The organism is Acinetobacter sp. YH12211, assembly GCF_013418015.1.
In the GTDB taxonomy this organism is placed as follows: Bacteria; Pseudomonadota; Gammaproteobacteria; order Pseudomonadales; family Moraxellaceae; genus Acinetobacter; species Acinetobacter towneri.
Genome location: NZ_VPCW01000006.1, coordinates 73,195 through 86,347, shown reverse-complemented (window position 1 = coordinate 86,347; position 13,153 = coordinate 73,195). Strand labels below are relative to the sequence as shown.

At 41.6% G+C, this 13,153-nt stretch carries 12 protein-coding genes, 2 tRNA genes and 1 other RNA gene; 7 read left to right on the top strand and 8 right to left on the bottom strand.

Annotated features, from left to right (window positions below):
• The first annotated feature begins 552 nt into the window (after positions 1-552).
• The 3 genes from gltA (at position 553) to FTU98_RS05045 (ending at position 4,516) form a co-directional block, all read left to right on the top strand.
• Complete coding sequence (gene gltA / locus FTU98_RS05055; RefSeq protein ID WP_096901013.1) at positions 553-1,827, top strand: citrate synthase; 1,275 nt, start codon at positions 553-555, stop codon at positions 1,825-1,827.
• A gap of 192 nt (positions 1,828-2,019) precedes the next feature.
• Positions 2,020-2,535 (top strand): hypothetical protein, encoded by a 516-nt coding sequence (locus tag FTU98_RS05050; RefSeq protein WP_180050615.1) that lies wholly within the window; start codon positions 2,020-2,022, stop codon positions 2,533-2,535.
• 355 nt (positions 2,536-2,890) lie between these two features.
• Positions 2,891-4,516, top strand: coding sequence for an NAD+ synthase (locus FTU98_RS05045; protein ID WP_004972204.1), 1,626 nt, complete (start codon positions 2,891-2,893; stop codon positions 4,514-4,516).
• A 143-nt stretch (positions 4,517-4,659) separates the two neighbouring features.
• On the opposite strand, the gene FTU98_RS05040 is transcribed toward FTU98_RS05045, so the two are convergent.
• Positions 4,660-4,736, bottom strand: a tRNA-Met gene (locus FTU98_RS05040).
• 193 nt (positions 4,737-4,929) lie between these two features.
• Between FTU98_RS05040 and FTU98_RS05035 the strand changes: the two genes are divergently transcribed.
• The gene (locus FTU98_RS05035) at positions 4,930-5,343 is read left to right on the top strand and encodes a hypothetical protein (protein ID WP_179990215.1); all 414 of its coding nucleotides are present in this window, start codon (positions 4,930-4,932) and stop codon (positions 5,341-5,343) included.
• A 38-nt stretch (positions 5,344-5,381) separates the two neighbouring features.
• Here FTU98_RS05035 and FTU98_RS05030 read toward each other — a convergent pair.
• From FTU98_RS05030 to coaD, 4 genes are all read right to left on the bottom strand, one after another.
• Positions 5,382-5,458, bottom strand: a tRNA-Met gene (locus FTU98_RS05030).
• 73 nt (positions 5,459-5,531) lie between these two features.
• An RNA gene (rnpB, locus tag FTU98_RS05025) (RNase P RNA component class A) lies at positions 5,532-5,909 on the bottom strand.
• Between the two features lie 27 nt (positions 5,910-5,936).
• Positions 5,937-6,200 (bottom strand): YfhL family 4Fe-4S dicluster ferredoxin, encoded by a 264-nt coding sequence (locus FTU98_RS05020; RefSeq protein WP_004972206.1) that lies wholly within the window; start codon positions 6,198-6,200, stop codon positions 5,937-5,939.
• Between the two features lies 1 nt (position 6,201).
• Complete coding sequence (coaD, locus tag FTU98_RS05015; RefSeq protein WP_004972207.1) at positions 6,202-6,693, bottom strand: pantetheine-phosphate adenylyltransferase; 492 nt, start codon at positions 6,691-6,693, stop codon at positions 6,202-6,204.
• 179 nt (positions 6,694-6,872) lie between these two features.
• Between coaD and smpB the strand changes: the two genes are divergently transcribed.
• Entirely contained in the window at positions 6,873-7,349 is a 477-nt protein-coding gene (gene smpB, locus FTU98_RS05010; protein ID WP_004972209.1) for an SsrA-binding protein SmpB, read from the top strand.
• Positions 7,350-7,427: 78 nt separating this feature from the next.
• Here the strand turns inward: smpB and FTU98_RS05005 are convergent, their stop codons facing one another.
• The 3 genes from FTU98_RS05005 to rluD form a co-directional block, all read right to left on the bottom strand.
• Positions 7,428-7,997 (bottom strand): flavodoxin family protein, encoded by a 570-nt coding sequence (locus tag FTU98_RS05005; RefSeq protein WP_004972210.1) that lies wholly within the window; start codon positions 7,995-7,997, stop codon positions 7,428-7,430.
• Between the two features lie 39 nt (positions 7,998-8,036).
• A complete protein-coding gene (gene pgeF / locus FTU98_RS05000) occupies positions 8,037-8,780 on the bottom strand; it encodes a peptidoglycan editing factor PgeF (RefSeq protein ID WP_167845845.1) in 744 nt (247 codons plus the stop codon).
• A gap of 71 nt (positions 8,781-8,851) precedes the next feature.
• Positions 8,852-9,904 carry a 23S rRNA pseudouridine(1911/1915/1917) synthase RluD gene (gene rluD, locus FTU98_RS04995; protein ID WP_004972212.1) on the bottom strand — a complete coding sequence of 351 codons (1,053 nt, stop codon included), beginning with the start codon at positions 9,902-9,904 and terminating at the stop codon, positions 8,852-8,854.
• Positions 9,905-9,975: 71 nt separating this feature from the next.
• On the opposite strand from rluD, the gene FTU98_RS04990 reads away from it, so the two are divergent.
• Entirely contained in the window at positions 9,976-10,956 is a 981-nt protein-coding gene (locus tag FTU98_RS04990) for an outer membrane protein assembly factor BamD (RefSeq protein WP_154320974.1), read from the top strand.
• 198 nt (positions 10,957-11,154) lie between these two features.
• The gene (locus tag FTU98_RS04985) at positions 11,155-13,125 is read left to right on the top strand and encodes a DNA primase (protein WP_180050612.1); all 1,971 of its coding nucleotides are present in this window, start codon (positions 11,155-11,157) and stop codon (positions 13,123-13,125) included.
• Positions 13,126-13,153: the final 28 nt, after the last annotated feature.

The following is a 13,153-nucleotide window of genomic DNA, read 5'->3' as shown; positions in this document are numbered from 1 at the left end:
TATTTTCTGTATCTGTATGGGCACAAAACCACACTTTATTCACAAAGATTTCGTCATTTTTTAATCAAAATATGATGGGTTATGGCTATTTTCAGGAGTTTAATCAGTCATTTTTTGATCAATCAATATCGAATTTAAATACCAGACTTACTGCCTATTACAACCAATCTGACCACCCTACCGTGTATGTAAAAACGTGTAAGTTATGAGAATTAGATAAATTTAAGTATTGGACTGAATCCTGCTAAAGAAATAGCACATCAAAACTAGTATTTAAAATTGCTTACAATTAATCCGTATTGATGATTTTTTTCTGCACATCCGACAAATTTTGACTTATGATACGGCGGCTGTGCTGTGATTTTATTGATTTTTTTACTGGAATTTTTTCGACTTTTTCTATAAATAGTCGTCTGCTTAATCCATAAGTATAATTGACAAAATTTCAGTACTCTCTAATCTTAGAGCTAATTTTTAATCCGTCTGACTTGCGCATTAAAAGATTGATACTTCGAGTCAGATCAACATTCACCAGGACAGGAGATCTATTGAATGTCTGAAGCAACTGGCAAAAAAGCCGTATTACAGCTTGATGGAAAAGAAATTGAATTACCAATTTACAGCGGCACATTAGGCCCAGATGTAATTGACGTTAAGGATGTGTTGGCGGCAGGTCACTTTACTTTTGATCCTGGTTTTATGGCAACAGCGTCTTGCGAGTCTAAAATTACGTTCATTGACGGTAACAAAGGTATTCTTTTACACCGTGGTTACCCAATTGACCAATTAGCGACTAAAGCTGACTACTTAGAAACTTGCTACTTATTATTAAATGGTGAGCTTCCAACTGCAGAACAAAAAGCTGATTTTGACGCTAAAGTTCGTAACCACACTATGGTTCACGACCAAGTAAAACGTTTCTATAACGGTTTCCGTCGTGACGCTCACCCTATGGCAATCATGGTAGGTGTTGTTGGTGCGTTATCTGCGTTCTATCACAACAACTTAGACATCGAAGATGTTAACCACCGTGAAATCACAGCGATTCGTTTAATCGCGAAGATTCCTACTTTAGCGGCTTGGAGCTACAAGTACACTGTTGGTCAACCATTTGTTTACCCACGTAACGACTTAAGCTACGCAGAAAACTTCTTGTACATGATGTTTGCTACACCAGCAGACCGTGATTACAAAGTAAACCCTGTTCACGCTCGCGCAATGGATCGTATTTTCACGCTTCACGCTGACCACGAACAAAACGCGTCTACTTCAACTGTACGTTTAGCTGGTTCTACTGGCGCTAACCCATACGCATGTATCTCTGCAGGTATTTCTGCACTTTGGGGTCCTGCTCACGGTGGTGCGAACGAAGCTGTTCTTAAGATGCTTGACGAAATCGGCTCTGTAGAAAACGTTGCAGACTTCATGGAAAAAGTGAAGACTAAAGAAGTGAAGCTTATGGGCTTCGGTCACCGCGTTTATAAAAACTTCGACCCACGTGCAACAGTAATGAAGCAAACTTGTGACGAAGTTCTTAACGACTTAGGTATCAACGATCCACAACTTGCACTTGCAATGGAACTTGAGCGTATTGCGTTATCTGATGAATACTTCATCAAGCGTAACTTATACCCTAACGTAGACTTCTATTCAGGTATCATTCTTAAAGCGATTGGTATCCCAACAGAAATGTTTACTGTAATTTTCGCTCTTGCACGTACTGTAGGCTGGATCAGCCACTGGTTAGAAATGCACAGCGGTCCTTACAAAATCGGTCGTCCACGTCAGCTTTACACAGGTTACACTCAACGCGACATCAACCGTTAATTCGGTTCGCGTTGTACCTTGTAAAACGAGTACGACTCAAAAAACCACCTTCGGGTGGTTTTTTTTATTTTTGAATATTTATCCACACTAGAATACAAAGCCTTGGTAGTTTGACTTAGACAACATAATTAAATTGGGTCGCAACCCATTTTACGCTATATTTTTAATGTCAGCCTTTCATGATCAATTTACATGCCGCAACTGCATTTCTTATTTTTAAGTCTGCTCATGCGTTTTTTAAAACTTGCGCAGTTTAAATATCGCTACTTAACACCTGCAGAAATACAGCTCTGCCAGTCTGTGTTCGGCCATTTAATTGACTACAGCAAAGTCAGAGTCATGAATCACCCCTATTTACCTTGGCAACCACAACATATATTTATGGCACCCTGTGGTGATATTCATGTACGCAATTTGCATTACCGTTCAGACTACACACAAGCACATTTAGGCTATCAAGCCATTTTTATTCACGAAATGGCGCATGTTTTACAATACCAACATAAAATCAATGTCTTGCTACATGGCGCACTCTTACAAACGGCATATTATTTAAGTTTTAAACAGTACAATCCATATCGCTATCAATTGATTACAAACAAGCCTTTTTTTGCCTATAACATTGAACAACAAGGTGAAATTGCCAAAGATATTTTTCTTAAAAAAATAGACAATATTATTTTAAACAGCCCGCACCGCTCGACTTAGCTCACTCATCTTGGTACATGCTTATTTCACGAAAAACACATGCATCATACAACCTAAAAATATAATGCTTTTCAAATAAATAGCATAAAAATTCTGTCACATTTCAATGATATTCTTGCAGACAAGACAATAAAGTGTATTCGATGCTAGCATCTATTCTAAATTAAGATAAAATAGCAAAAGTCTCCATTTTTGCACTGCAAAATAAGATCTTTATCTGTTAGATAATAAATGGTTTTTATTTGTGCCTTTCGGCAGTCGTTTAATCCACAATACACTACGCTGAAATTTTTATAACAATAATCATCAGCCACTTACGTGTATTCTACACCTATAGGAATAGGACTTAATTTAAATGAAATCTTTTAAAATTGCCCTTGCACAGTTCTCTCCACACATTGGCAATCTCGAAGCAAACGCGCAAAAAATGCTTGAACAAGCAAATGAAGCGAAAAAACAACATGCAGATTTGATTATTTTTCCTGAACTTTCAATTTTGGGCTACCCTGCAGAAGATTTATTACTGCGCCCAAGCTTGAATCAACGCACACAACAAGCATTTGAACAATTACGTGAAATTAAAGATATTGTTTTAGTTTTCGGCTTTGTCAATGAAACTGAAGATGGTCAGCGCTTTAACTCGGCTGCCGTCATGAAAGATGGCAACATCTTAGGTATTTACAACAAGCAAAATTTACCAAATTATGCTGTATTTGATGAAAAACGCTATTTTGATGAAGGTCATCAACACTTAGTTTTTGAATACCTTGGTCATAAATTTGGCGTTTTGATTTGCGAAGATTTATGGTCTTTGCCAACCGTGCAGCAATTGGCACAGTTGAATGTAGAAACTGCATTGGTCTTGAACGCATCGCCTTATGAAGTGGGTAAACCGCAGCATCGTGTACAGACCATGACCGAACTGGCAAAACAATTACATCTCAATGTGGTGTATGTAAACCAAGTTGGCGGTCAAGATGATTTAATCTTCGATGGTACGAGCTTTGTGATTAACCAAGCAGGCAATGTTGCATTACAAGCCCCAACCTACCAAGAAGGTTTATTCTACGCAGAATATGACGCTGCACAGAAGCACTTTAAAACTGCCGAAATTAGCCCAGCTTTAGACACCCTTGCAGAAATCTATCAAGGTTTAGTATTAGCAACCCGTGACTACGTGCAACGCTCTGGCTTCCCTGGTGTAATTCTTGGCTTGTCGGGCGGAATTGATTCAGCGCTCACTCTTGCTATTGCGGTTGATGCAATTGGTGCAGATAAGGTACAAGCGGTAATGATGCCGTACACTTATACCGCGCAAATTAGTGTGGAAGATGCTGCAGAGCAAGCCAAAACTTTAGGCGTGACTTTTGGTATTGCCGAAATTCACCCGATCGTAAATAGCTTTATGCAAACGCTGTATCCTTTCTTTGGTAACAGCCCTAGCGATACCACAGAAGAAAATCTACAAGCCCGTGCCCGCGGCACAATCTTAATGGGTCTGTCGAATAAGTTTGGTAACCTCGTGCTTTCTACAGGTAACAAATCTGAGTTAGCAGTTGGCTATTGCACGCTTTATGGCGATATGGTCGGTGGTTATGCGGTACTCAAAGATGTGTACAAAACCATTGTGTTTGAACTGGCTAAATACCGTAACAGTATTGCCGATACTCCTGTGATTCCTGAGCGTGTGATCACGCGCCCACCTTCAGCAGAATTACGTCCTGACCAAAAAGACCAAGATTCTTTACCACCATACGAAGTGCTCGATGCGATTTTGTATGCGTATATTGAAGAAGATCAGAGCCAAGAAGACATCATTAGCAAAGGCTTTGAACGCGCGATGGTCGAGAAAGTCATTCAATTGGTTGATCGCAACGAGTACAAGCGTCGCCAAGGTGCATTAGGACCACGTATTAGTTCACGCGCTTTTGGTCGTGAACGTCGCTATCCGCTCGTCAATGGTTGGAAAGCAGGGATTTAACGCTAAAGCATTGCTTAAACAAAGATATAAAAAACCAAGCTACGGCTTGGTTTTTTTGTACCTGCCATTAAACCAATGCTGCAAAAAGTAGCCTAAAATTTTGACATAAAAAAAGACCAAGCTGAGAGCTTAGTCTATAAAAATGGTGGCTATGACGGGACTTGAACCTGTGACCCCCGCATTATGAGTGCGGTGCTCTAACCAACTGAGCTACATAGCCATAAACTGTGTGCGCATTATCTAAACTTAGCCCTGCATCGTCAAGTATTTTAATTTACAAACGCTCACAGTTTAAGCAAAAACAGTGCAATTTGTTTAATTTTAATCAAATTACTATTTTCTTACGGAGATTCTTAAATATTTGCAGCAAAATCTATATCAAGTCACACAGAAAAAAGAGAATAAATTCAACCATGATCTTGAAGTCTATAATACTGAGTAGCCTTGTTGTTGGCTTAAGTTCCTGCGCTTTGGTTTCACCTATTTTTGTAGATTACAACGGTGTACGGCGTGATGTTGCGCAATTTATTAATTCTAAAATGAGTTATAGCATCGCAGACCGACGTGTCTTGGTTGCTTATGCCAAAGGGCAGCAAAAGATTTTAACGGCACATCAACTCAATGCTGCAGCGCAGCAACAACTGGCTTATGAGCGTGCTGTAGGGCGTTATTGTGCATCACAACACATTTCGCTAAAAAAATTAAATCAGGTCGATGCCAAAATTTTTGCTCACTCTGATCAACAAGCCAATTGGCAACAGATTCAAAACCAACAAATGCAGATTCAACTGGATACAGCTCAAATAGATTGCACAAATAAATTTTAAACAAAAAAAGACCACGTTAGTGAACGTGGTCTGAAAAATGGTGGCTATGACGGGACTTGAACCTGTGACCCCCGCATTATGAGTGCGGTGCTCTAACCAACTGAGCTACATAGCCAAAAACTGTGCGCGCATTATCTGCTGTAATCTAGGCAACGTCAAGCCTTATCACGCATCAATTGCTTAAAATTTGGTGAAGTGAACCGATAAGCCGGGTTCTGTCGAGAACGATCATTCCTCTAGGCGTACAATCACTCATACGCTCAAGCGACCTACCCGAATCCAGTACGGGCCGTACCTCAGGATTCCTATTTGGTCTTGCTTCTGGTGGGGTTTACCATGCCATGAACTGTTACCAGCCATGCGGTGCGCTCTTACCGCACCCTTTCACCCTTACCTTCAATTTCTTCCGAAAAAGAAACCATACGAAGGCGGTCTACTCTCTGCTGCACTTTCCGTCGGCTCACGCCGCCCAGGCGTTACCTGGCACCCTGCCCTATGAAGCCCGGACTTTCCTCCCCTGTTTCAGTCACGGAGACCTCCACAGCAGCGATCGTCTGGTTCACTTCGAAGGCGCATTTTAGCAAAATTATAAGTTAATTGCTTGCGCTTTTTTGAGCAATCAGTTTTTTATATTTTTCCAGCAATTGTTCCTGTGTTTCTACATGCTCTGGATCGAGCGGAATACAATCGACTGGGCAAAATAACTGACACTGCGGCTGCTCGTGATGTCCTACACATTCAGTACATAATGCTGGATTAATCTCATAAATCAGCTCACCCATATAAATTGCCTCATTTGGGCATACAGGTTCACAGACATCACAGTTAATACATTCATCGGTAATATATAAAGACACGCTACCAACCTTGTCGTAATTTACGCTCAAAGGCTTCGACCACAACAGGTGCAACAAATTTAGTCACATCACCTTTTAAGCGTGCAATTTCACGAACTAATGTAGAAGAAATAAATGAATATTGCTCTGAAGGAGTCAGAAATACCGCTTCATATTTCGCATCTAATTGACGGTTCATATTTGCCAACTGAAATTCGTATTCAAAATCTGAAACAGCACGCAAACCACGCAAAACTGCAGTCGCATTTTGCTCACGGAAAAAATTAACCAATAAACCATCAAATCCGACAAATTCAACATTAGGCAAATGCTTTAAAGATGCCTGTGCCAATTCCACACGTTCTTCCAAAGTAAAAATTGGATTTTTATGATGTCCAATGGCAATTGCGACCACGACTTCATCAAACATTTTTGCAGCACGTGTCACCAAGTCAATATGACCATTAGTAATCGGGTCAAAGGTGCCCGGATAAATTACGCGAGTTTTAGACATCCATTATGCTCTAGTTGGTTTTGTCAAAGTTAGTTTAACAAATACAAAAAATTTTAGTGAACTAAAGTCTACCAAATTATGAAATATCAAAGCAGTTTAGCCAACAGTTGTGATGATTTTGATTTGTCAGCAAGCCTTGGTTTGAGGCACAATAGTCATAAGTTTGGAAGTAATTGAATATGGCGAAGCTAACTGTAGTTAAAAAAAATACGGGCGGAACAATTGCACAGAATAAACGTGCACGCCACGATTATTTTATTGAAGAAAAATTTGAAGCAGGACTTTCTTTGCAAGGTTGGGAAGTCAAATCTTTGCGCGCAGGACGTATGACTATTACCGAAAGTTATATCCTGTTTCGTGACAATGAAGCCTTTTTATTTGGTGCACAAATTCAACCACTCTTGTCGGCTTCAACGCATGTAGTGCCTGAAGCGACCCGTACCCGCAAACTCTTACTTTCACGACGTGAAATTGAAAAGTTGATGGGTGCAGTCAATCAAAAAGGTTATTCTTGCGTACCTTTAGCATGTTATTGGAAAGGCCCTTTAGCGAAGCTTGAAATTGCTTTGGTGAAAGGTAAACAATTGCACGATAAACGCGCTTCTGAAAAAGACCGCGATTGGCAGCGTGATAAAGCACGTTTGATGCACAAATAATTTTGCACATTCCGCCCATAAAAAATGCTCGATGTTGATCTCGAGCATTTTTTATGGAAGTTTTAAAACTAAAAATGCTTAGTCTTTAAGTTTTAATTCCACCAAATATTTACCAAATTTGACTGCAGTTTCCAAATCACCTTCGGGTGGCGTAACTTCAACACTGGCATTATCAGACTGCGTCATTAAACCCAAAAAGCTCGACATGCGGTTAATATCGTGTGGACTACGCCCTGTCGGCATAAACGGTAAACCTGACCACAACATGCCATGCTGCATCGCAAATAAATTAATTTGTTGCAGCACCGCCAGTTTATCGCCACTTAAACCACCGCCATTGGTAAAACCTGCCGCCAGTTTGCCCTGCCAAGTTCTGGCCAACCAACGCTTAGACGATTGCTCCATAAACTGTTTTAAAGCCGAAGTAATGCTGCCCATATAAGTTGGACAGCCCATAATGATAATATCGGCTTGATCTAGGCTATCCCATTCAATTTCAGCCACATCCATCAAAGTCACCTGAGCATCCATTTGCGCAGCACCTTGTGCAATATGCTGTGCCACCTTAGCAGTATGACCATAAGGACTGTGATAAACCACCGCCACACGAATAGCAGCGCAAGAAGATGTTGAATGAGTCACTGACATGAGAATGTTTAAAACCAAATAATTAAGTCAAGTTTAACACTAAGCCTGCATAAACACGAATGTTGCCATACGTCCTGTACGTGCTTGACGGCGGTAAGAATAGTAATCATCGGCTTGTTGATACGAGCACTGATCACCGCCCAAGACCGTTGTAACACCATGCTGCTGCAAAATAAAACGCGCGATCGCATACAAGTCAGCAAGATATTTACCTTGCTGCTGCCCTGCAATAAAAGCCGTGTCTAATTCAGGATATTTATCGCAAAATGCCTGTTTCACCTCAGCCCCAACTTCAAAACACGGCTGACTAATAGCCGCACCCAACCACGCCCATGTTGGAGCACTTTGCATTTCGACGATGGTGTTTTCGATAATACCGTTGGCAAGACCACGCCAGCCTGCATGCAGATTCGCAACCTCAGTGCCTTCGGCATTGCCCAAAACCACAGGTAAACAGTCTGCGGTCATCATCATTAAAGCATGCGCTTTACGCTGAGTGACCAAACCATCGCCTTCTAAAGCTTCACAAGTGATTTGCTCATTAATGGTCTGACACAACACGCTATGTGTTTGCGTCATCCACGTCATTTTATCGACCCCATATTCAGCAAACTCTGCCAGTAAACTCATACGATGCTGCTGCACACGCCATGCATCATCCTGCACATGCAGCGCCAGATTAAAACCAGATACATCGGCACAGTCTGTCGCTAAAGCTTGCACATGTTGTATGCGGGTTTGCCCAACATACACACCTGCAGGTAATCCTTGAACAAATTGCATAAATCTATCCTTAGTCGTTTTCTGGCATTGCCGTATCTGAGTTGATCTTGTTAATGCTGTCTATGCAACAATTAATAGGCAGCATTTTCACTGCGTAACACGTCTACCAATTGTTTAAAGTCTTCAGGCCACGGCGCTTCAAACATCATTTCTTCTTGAGTACGTGGATGCACCAAACCGAGTTTGACGGCATGTAAGGCCTGACGTTTAAAGTTACGCAAGGTATCGTTTAATAATGCCGATGCGCCTGCTGGCACACGTACACGTGGCGTATAAACAGGATCGCCAACCAAACCATAACCAATATAACTTAGATGCACACGAATTTGATGAGTACGTCCAGTTTCCAAACGCGCCTGAACACGAGTGAAATGCTGAAAGCGTTCTTTAACATTGTAATGTGTGACGGCGTCTTTGCCGCCCGGCAAAACAGCCATTTTCACTCGATCTACAGGATGGCGTTTAATCGGCTCATCGACAGTGCCTCCCGCAATCATGTTGCCGTACACCACCAAGTCGTATAAACGATAAACTGACTTTTTCGCCAGTTGCTTGGTCAAGGCAAACTGTGCTTCCAGATTTTTGGCAACCACCAGCAAACCCGAAGTATCTTTATCAATACGATGCACCAAACCTGCACGAGTTAACTCTGCCGATTTTGGATAATGATGCAGCAAGGCATTTACCAGAGTTCCAGAGCTATTTCCCGCCCCCGGATGCACCACCATGCCCACAGGTTTATTAATCACCATGATGTCATCATCTTCATAAATAATATCCAGTGGAATATCTTCAGGCAGGCTGCGGGTTTGCGCTTCAAGCTCGACTTCTAGGGTAAGAAGCTCATCACCTTCACACTTATATTTAGGTTTGACCGTGTTACCATTTACCAACAAATGACCGTCTTTGAGCCACTGTTTTAGCTTTTCACGTGAAAATTCACTCCAAATGATGGCTGCAACTTGGTCGATGCGTAGTCCTAAGTGGCTGTCATCCAATTGAAATTGCAACGATAAACGTGTTGCAGTTGAGTCTGAAGTATGGTTATCTGCATCCTCAGCATCTTCAAGTAAATTGAACTCAGTTTCAGGTAAATTGGAATGGGTAGATTGTGCTTGACTCATTTGCTCATTCAGACAAAAGTGGTTTAATAGCGCAATTGTAGCTCATTGCCCGTATTAACAGAGGAATTTTTATGTCGCTACCACGTTATAAAATAACAATGCTTGCTCTTTCACTCGGCGTTGCGTCTGCAATTGTGGGCTGTAGCAGCAATCCAAAAAAAGAAGTGGTCGATACTGGTCCGCAATCTAGCGAACAGGTTTATATTGAAAAAGCAGAAAAAGCACTGGATCGTGGTCAATACACCGATGCCGTTAAGCATCTTGAAGCTTTAGAAACCTATTATCCAACGGGTGATTATGCGCAGCAAGCGCAGCTTGAATTGTTGTATGCAAAATTCCAGCAAAAAGATTATGAAGGCGCAATTGCTGTTGCAGATCGTTTTATCCGCATGAACCCGCAGCATCCTAAAGCCGATTATGCCTACTATGTACGTGGTGTGGCGAATATGGAACAAAACTATGATGGTTTGTTGCGTTATACCTCGCTCAAGCAATCACACCGTGATGTTAGCTATTTAAAACTGGCCTATCAAAACTTTGTCGATTTTATCCGTCGCTATCCATCAAGCACTTATGCGGTAGATGCTGCACAGCGCATGCAGTTTATTGGTCAGGAACTGGCGGAAGCCGAAATGAATGCGGCACGTTATAACATTAAACGTAAAGCATGGGTGGCTGCAGTAGAGCGTTCATTGTGGGTAGTTGAGCATTATCCGCAAACTCCGCAAATTCCAGAAGCGTTGGCAACGGTGGCTTATGGTTATGGCAAACTGGGCGATCAAGCCACAGCTCAGCAATATATTGATGTGTTGAAACTGAACTATCCAAATTTGGTTAAAGCAGATGGTAGCGTGAATTTACGTGCTGCCCGTCATGACGCAAGCTGGATTAACCGTGCAACTTTGGGTATTTTCGGACGTGAAGCGCAAAGCAGCACTGAAACACAACAGTCAGATACTAAAGCACAAGCAGAGCCATCACGCAGCCTCACCAACCGTTTGAGTTTTGGCTTGCTCGATCGTCCAAAATCTCAAAACGACAGCACTGAATAAAACCATTCCGACTGATTTTTCAGTTTTGAAAAATGCAAAGGGCAAGTTATGATACTTGCCCTTTGTTCTTTTATGGGCTTGTTTCCTGTCCTAGAAAAAGATACAAAAGAGAATACTCATTGAGTCAATCAGCACAGTCTGATGTATTCAACCTGTTCGGCGAACCTTTCACTACCAAGAGATAACAGACAAAACCGTATGGCCATTCCACAGCACACGATTGATCAAATTTTAGATCGCACTGATATTGTCGATCTGATTAGTCAGCGCGTGAAATTAAAAAAAACTGGTCGTACCTATTCGGGCTGCTGCCCGTTCCATCAGGAAAAAACCCCGTCTTTTCACGTTTACCGTGACAAGCAGTATTATCATTGCTTTGGCTGTCAGGCAAATGGTAACGCCATCCGTTTTTTAATGGATATTGATAACCGCAATTTTGTAGATGTCATGAAAGACTTGGCCAGTCAAACAGGCATCGAACTCCCAAAAGATCAGCACGACAATAAAAAACTCTCTTATAAACGTGAAGCCAAAAAGCCAACACCGATAGCTCAACCCAAACCAACAGCAAAAGACCAGAATGAAACTTCTGCAGCTCAAACCACATCAAGCGAACATACTTTTGAAGCTTCTGGCATCGACTTTGATCCTTTTGCCGAGTTTCAAAGTACTGAATACGCAAACTCGGAATTTCAGAACTCGGAATTTCAAAACAATGCCGACCCGTTTGCAGGTTTTGAGCAATGGGACACCATGCAGGACACACCTGCACAAGAAGGCAACTTATACGACTTGCTAGAAAATATAGCGCAATATTATGAGCAGCAATTGCCGCACAGCCCTGCCGCGCAACAGTATTTTCAAAAACGTGGTTTAACCGCACAAACCTTGCAGTTTTGGCGCTTGGGTTACGCACCCGAAGATTGGCAGCATTTAGAAAAAGCCTTTCCGCAAGACATTGCAGGTTTAAAACTGCTAGGCTTAATTCGTACCAGTGACAAGGGACGTGACTTCGATTTATTACGTGATCGGGTGATTTTTCCAATCCGTGACAGCAAAGGACGTGTGGTCGGCTTTGGTGGTCGCGCACTTAATGATGAAATCAAACCCAAATACATCAACTCGCCCGATTCGGAAGTGTTTCATAAAAACCAATTGCTCTATGGTTTATATGAAGGACGCAAACAAAAAGCCCAAGATTATTTAATGGTCGAAGGCTATATGGATGTGATTGCCTTGCAGCAATACGGCATTCATGGTGCTGTAGCGACACTCGGTACAGCCAGTAATACCGATCATTTAAACATTCTATTCCGCCAAAACAACCGCATTACCATCGCGTTTGATGGCGATGCCGCAGGTCAAAAAGCCGCACGTCGTACACTGGAAATTGCACTGCCTTTGCTCAATGATGGACGTGAACTGAAGTTCTTTGTTTTACCCAATGAGCACGACCCTGACTCACTTATTCGTCGTGAAGGCATCGAAAATTTCCGACGTTTATTAGATCAAGCACCTTTGCTATCAGATTTTGTCTTTGCGCATCTCACCCAAAACCATAATATCAGTACCCCTGAAGGCAAAAGTCAGGTCATGGGTGAACTGCGGCAGTTGACCGAACTTTTGCCCAAAACGGGTTCTTATCGCTATTTGCTGCAACAGTTTTTCCGCGAAAAATTAGGCTTTAACCGTAAATGGCAGGCACAGACCAATAACGATGCATCTTTGAGTTTTAGCACCAAAGTCGATGCCGAAGAATATGTGATTGCGATTCTAATCAATCATCCATATTTATATATTCACTTTGAACCGTTACGTGCGCTGATTCCAAATGATCACCTGCTGCATCAAATCTTAAATATTTTAAATACTATTTTTGATGATCTACCCGACGATCCTGAACAAGCCAAATATTATATTTTGGGTGCATGCTCAGCATATCACTATGAATTGCAGCGCATTTTGCAACAAGCCAATGTCAGTGATTACACAACTTCTCCTGAGCATGTTGATAAGTTGGCGCAGGATTTTTCAACCAAATTGCAATACGACTGTTTACAGCAAAAAATTCGCTCCAAAAAATTCAGCAGTATTGAAGAAATGAAGCGATTGAAACATCAAATTTATGAAATTGATAAAAAAAGATCGCTGACCTTGTTAGAGGAATAAGCGATCTGATTAGATTAAGTTTGTATCA

What these genes read in the sequence shown, in the direction of transcription:
- gltA (WP_096901013.1), top strand. Translation starts at nt 553, where the DNA reads ATGTCTGAAGCAACTGGCAAAAAAGCCGTATTACAGCTTGATGGAAAA.
- FTU98_RS05050 (WP_180050615.1), top strand. Translation starts at nt 2,020, where the DNA reads ATGCCGCAACTGCATTTCTTATTTTTAAGTCTGCTCATGCGTTTTTTA.
- FTU98_RS05045 (WP_004972204.1), top strand. Translation starts at nt 2,891, where the DNA reads ATGAAATCTTTTAAAATTGCCCTTGCACAGTTCTCTCCACACATTGGC.
- FTU98_RS05035 (WP_179990215.1), top strand. Translation starts at nt 4,930, where the DNA reads ATGATCTTGAAGTCTATAATACTGAGTAGCCTTGTTGTTGGCTTAAGT.
- coaD (WP_004972207.1), bottom strand. Translation starts at nt 6,693, where the DNA reads ATGTCTAAAACTCGCGTAATTTATCCGGGCACCTTTGACCCGATTACT.
- smpB (WP_004972209.1), top strand. Translation starts at nt 6,873, where the DNA reads ATGGCGAAGCTAACTGTAGTTAAAAAAAATACGGGCGGAACAATTGCA.
- FTU98_RS05005 (WP_004972210.1), bottom strand. Translation starts at nt 7,997, where the DNA reads ATGTCAGTGACTCATTCAACATCTTCTTGCGCTGCTATTCGTGTGGCG.
- pgeF (WP_167845845.1), bottom strand. Translation starts at nt 8,780, where the DNA reads ATGCAATTTGTTCAAGGATTACCTGCAGGTGTGTATGTTGGGCAAACC.
- rluD (WP_004972212.1), bottom strand. Translation starts at nt 9,904, where the DNA reads ATGAGTCAAGCACAATCTACCCATTCCAATTTACCTGAAACTGAGTTC.
- FTU98_RS04990 (WP_154320974.1), top strand. Translation starts at nt 9,976, where the DNA reads ATGTCGCTACCACGTTATAAAATAACAATGCTTGCTCTTTCACTCGGC.
- FTU98_RS04985 (WP_180050612.1), top strand. Translation starts at nt 11,155, where the DNA reads ATGGCCATTCCACAGCACACGATTGATCAAATTTTAGATCGCACTGAT.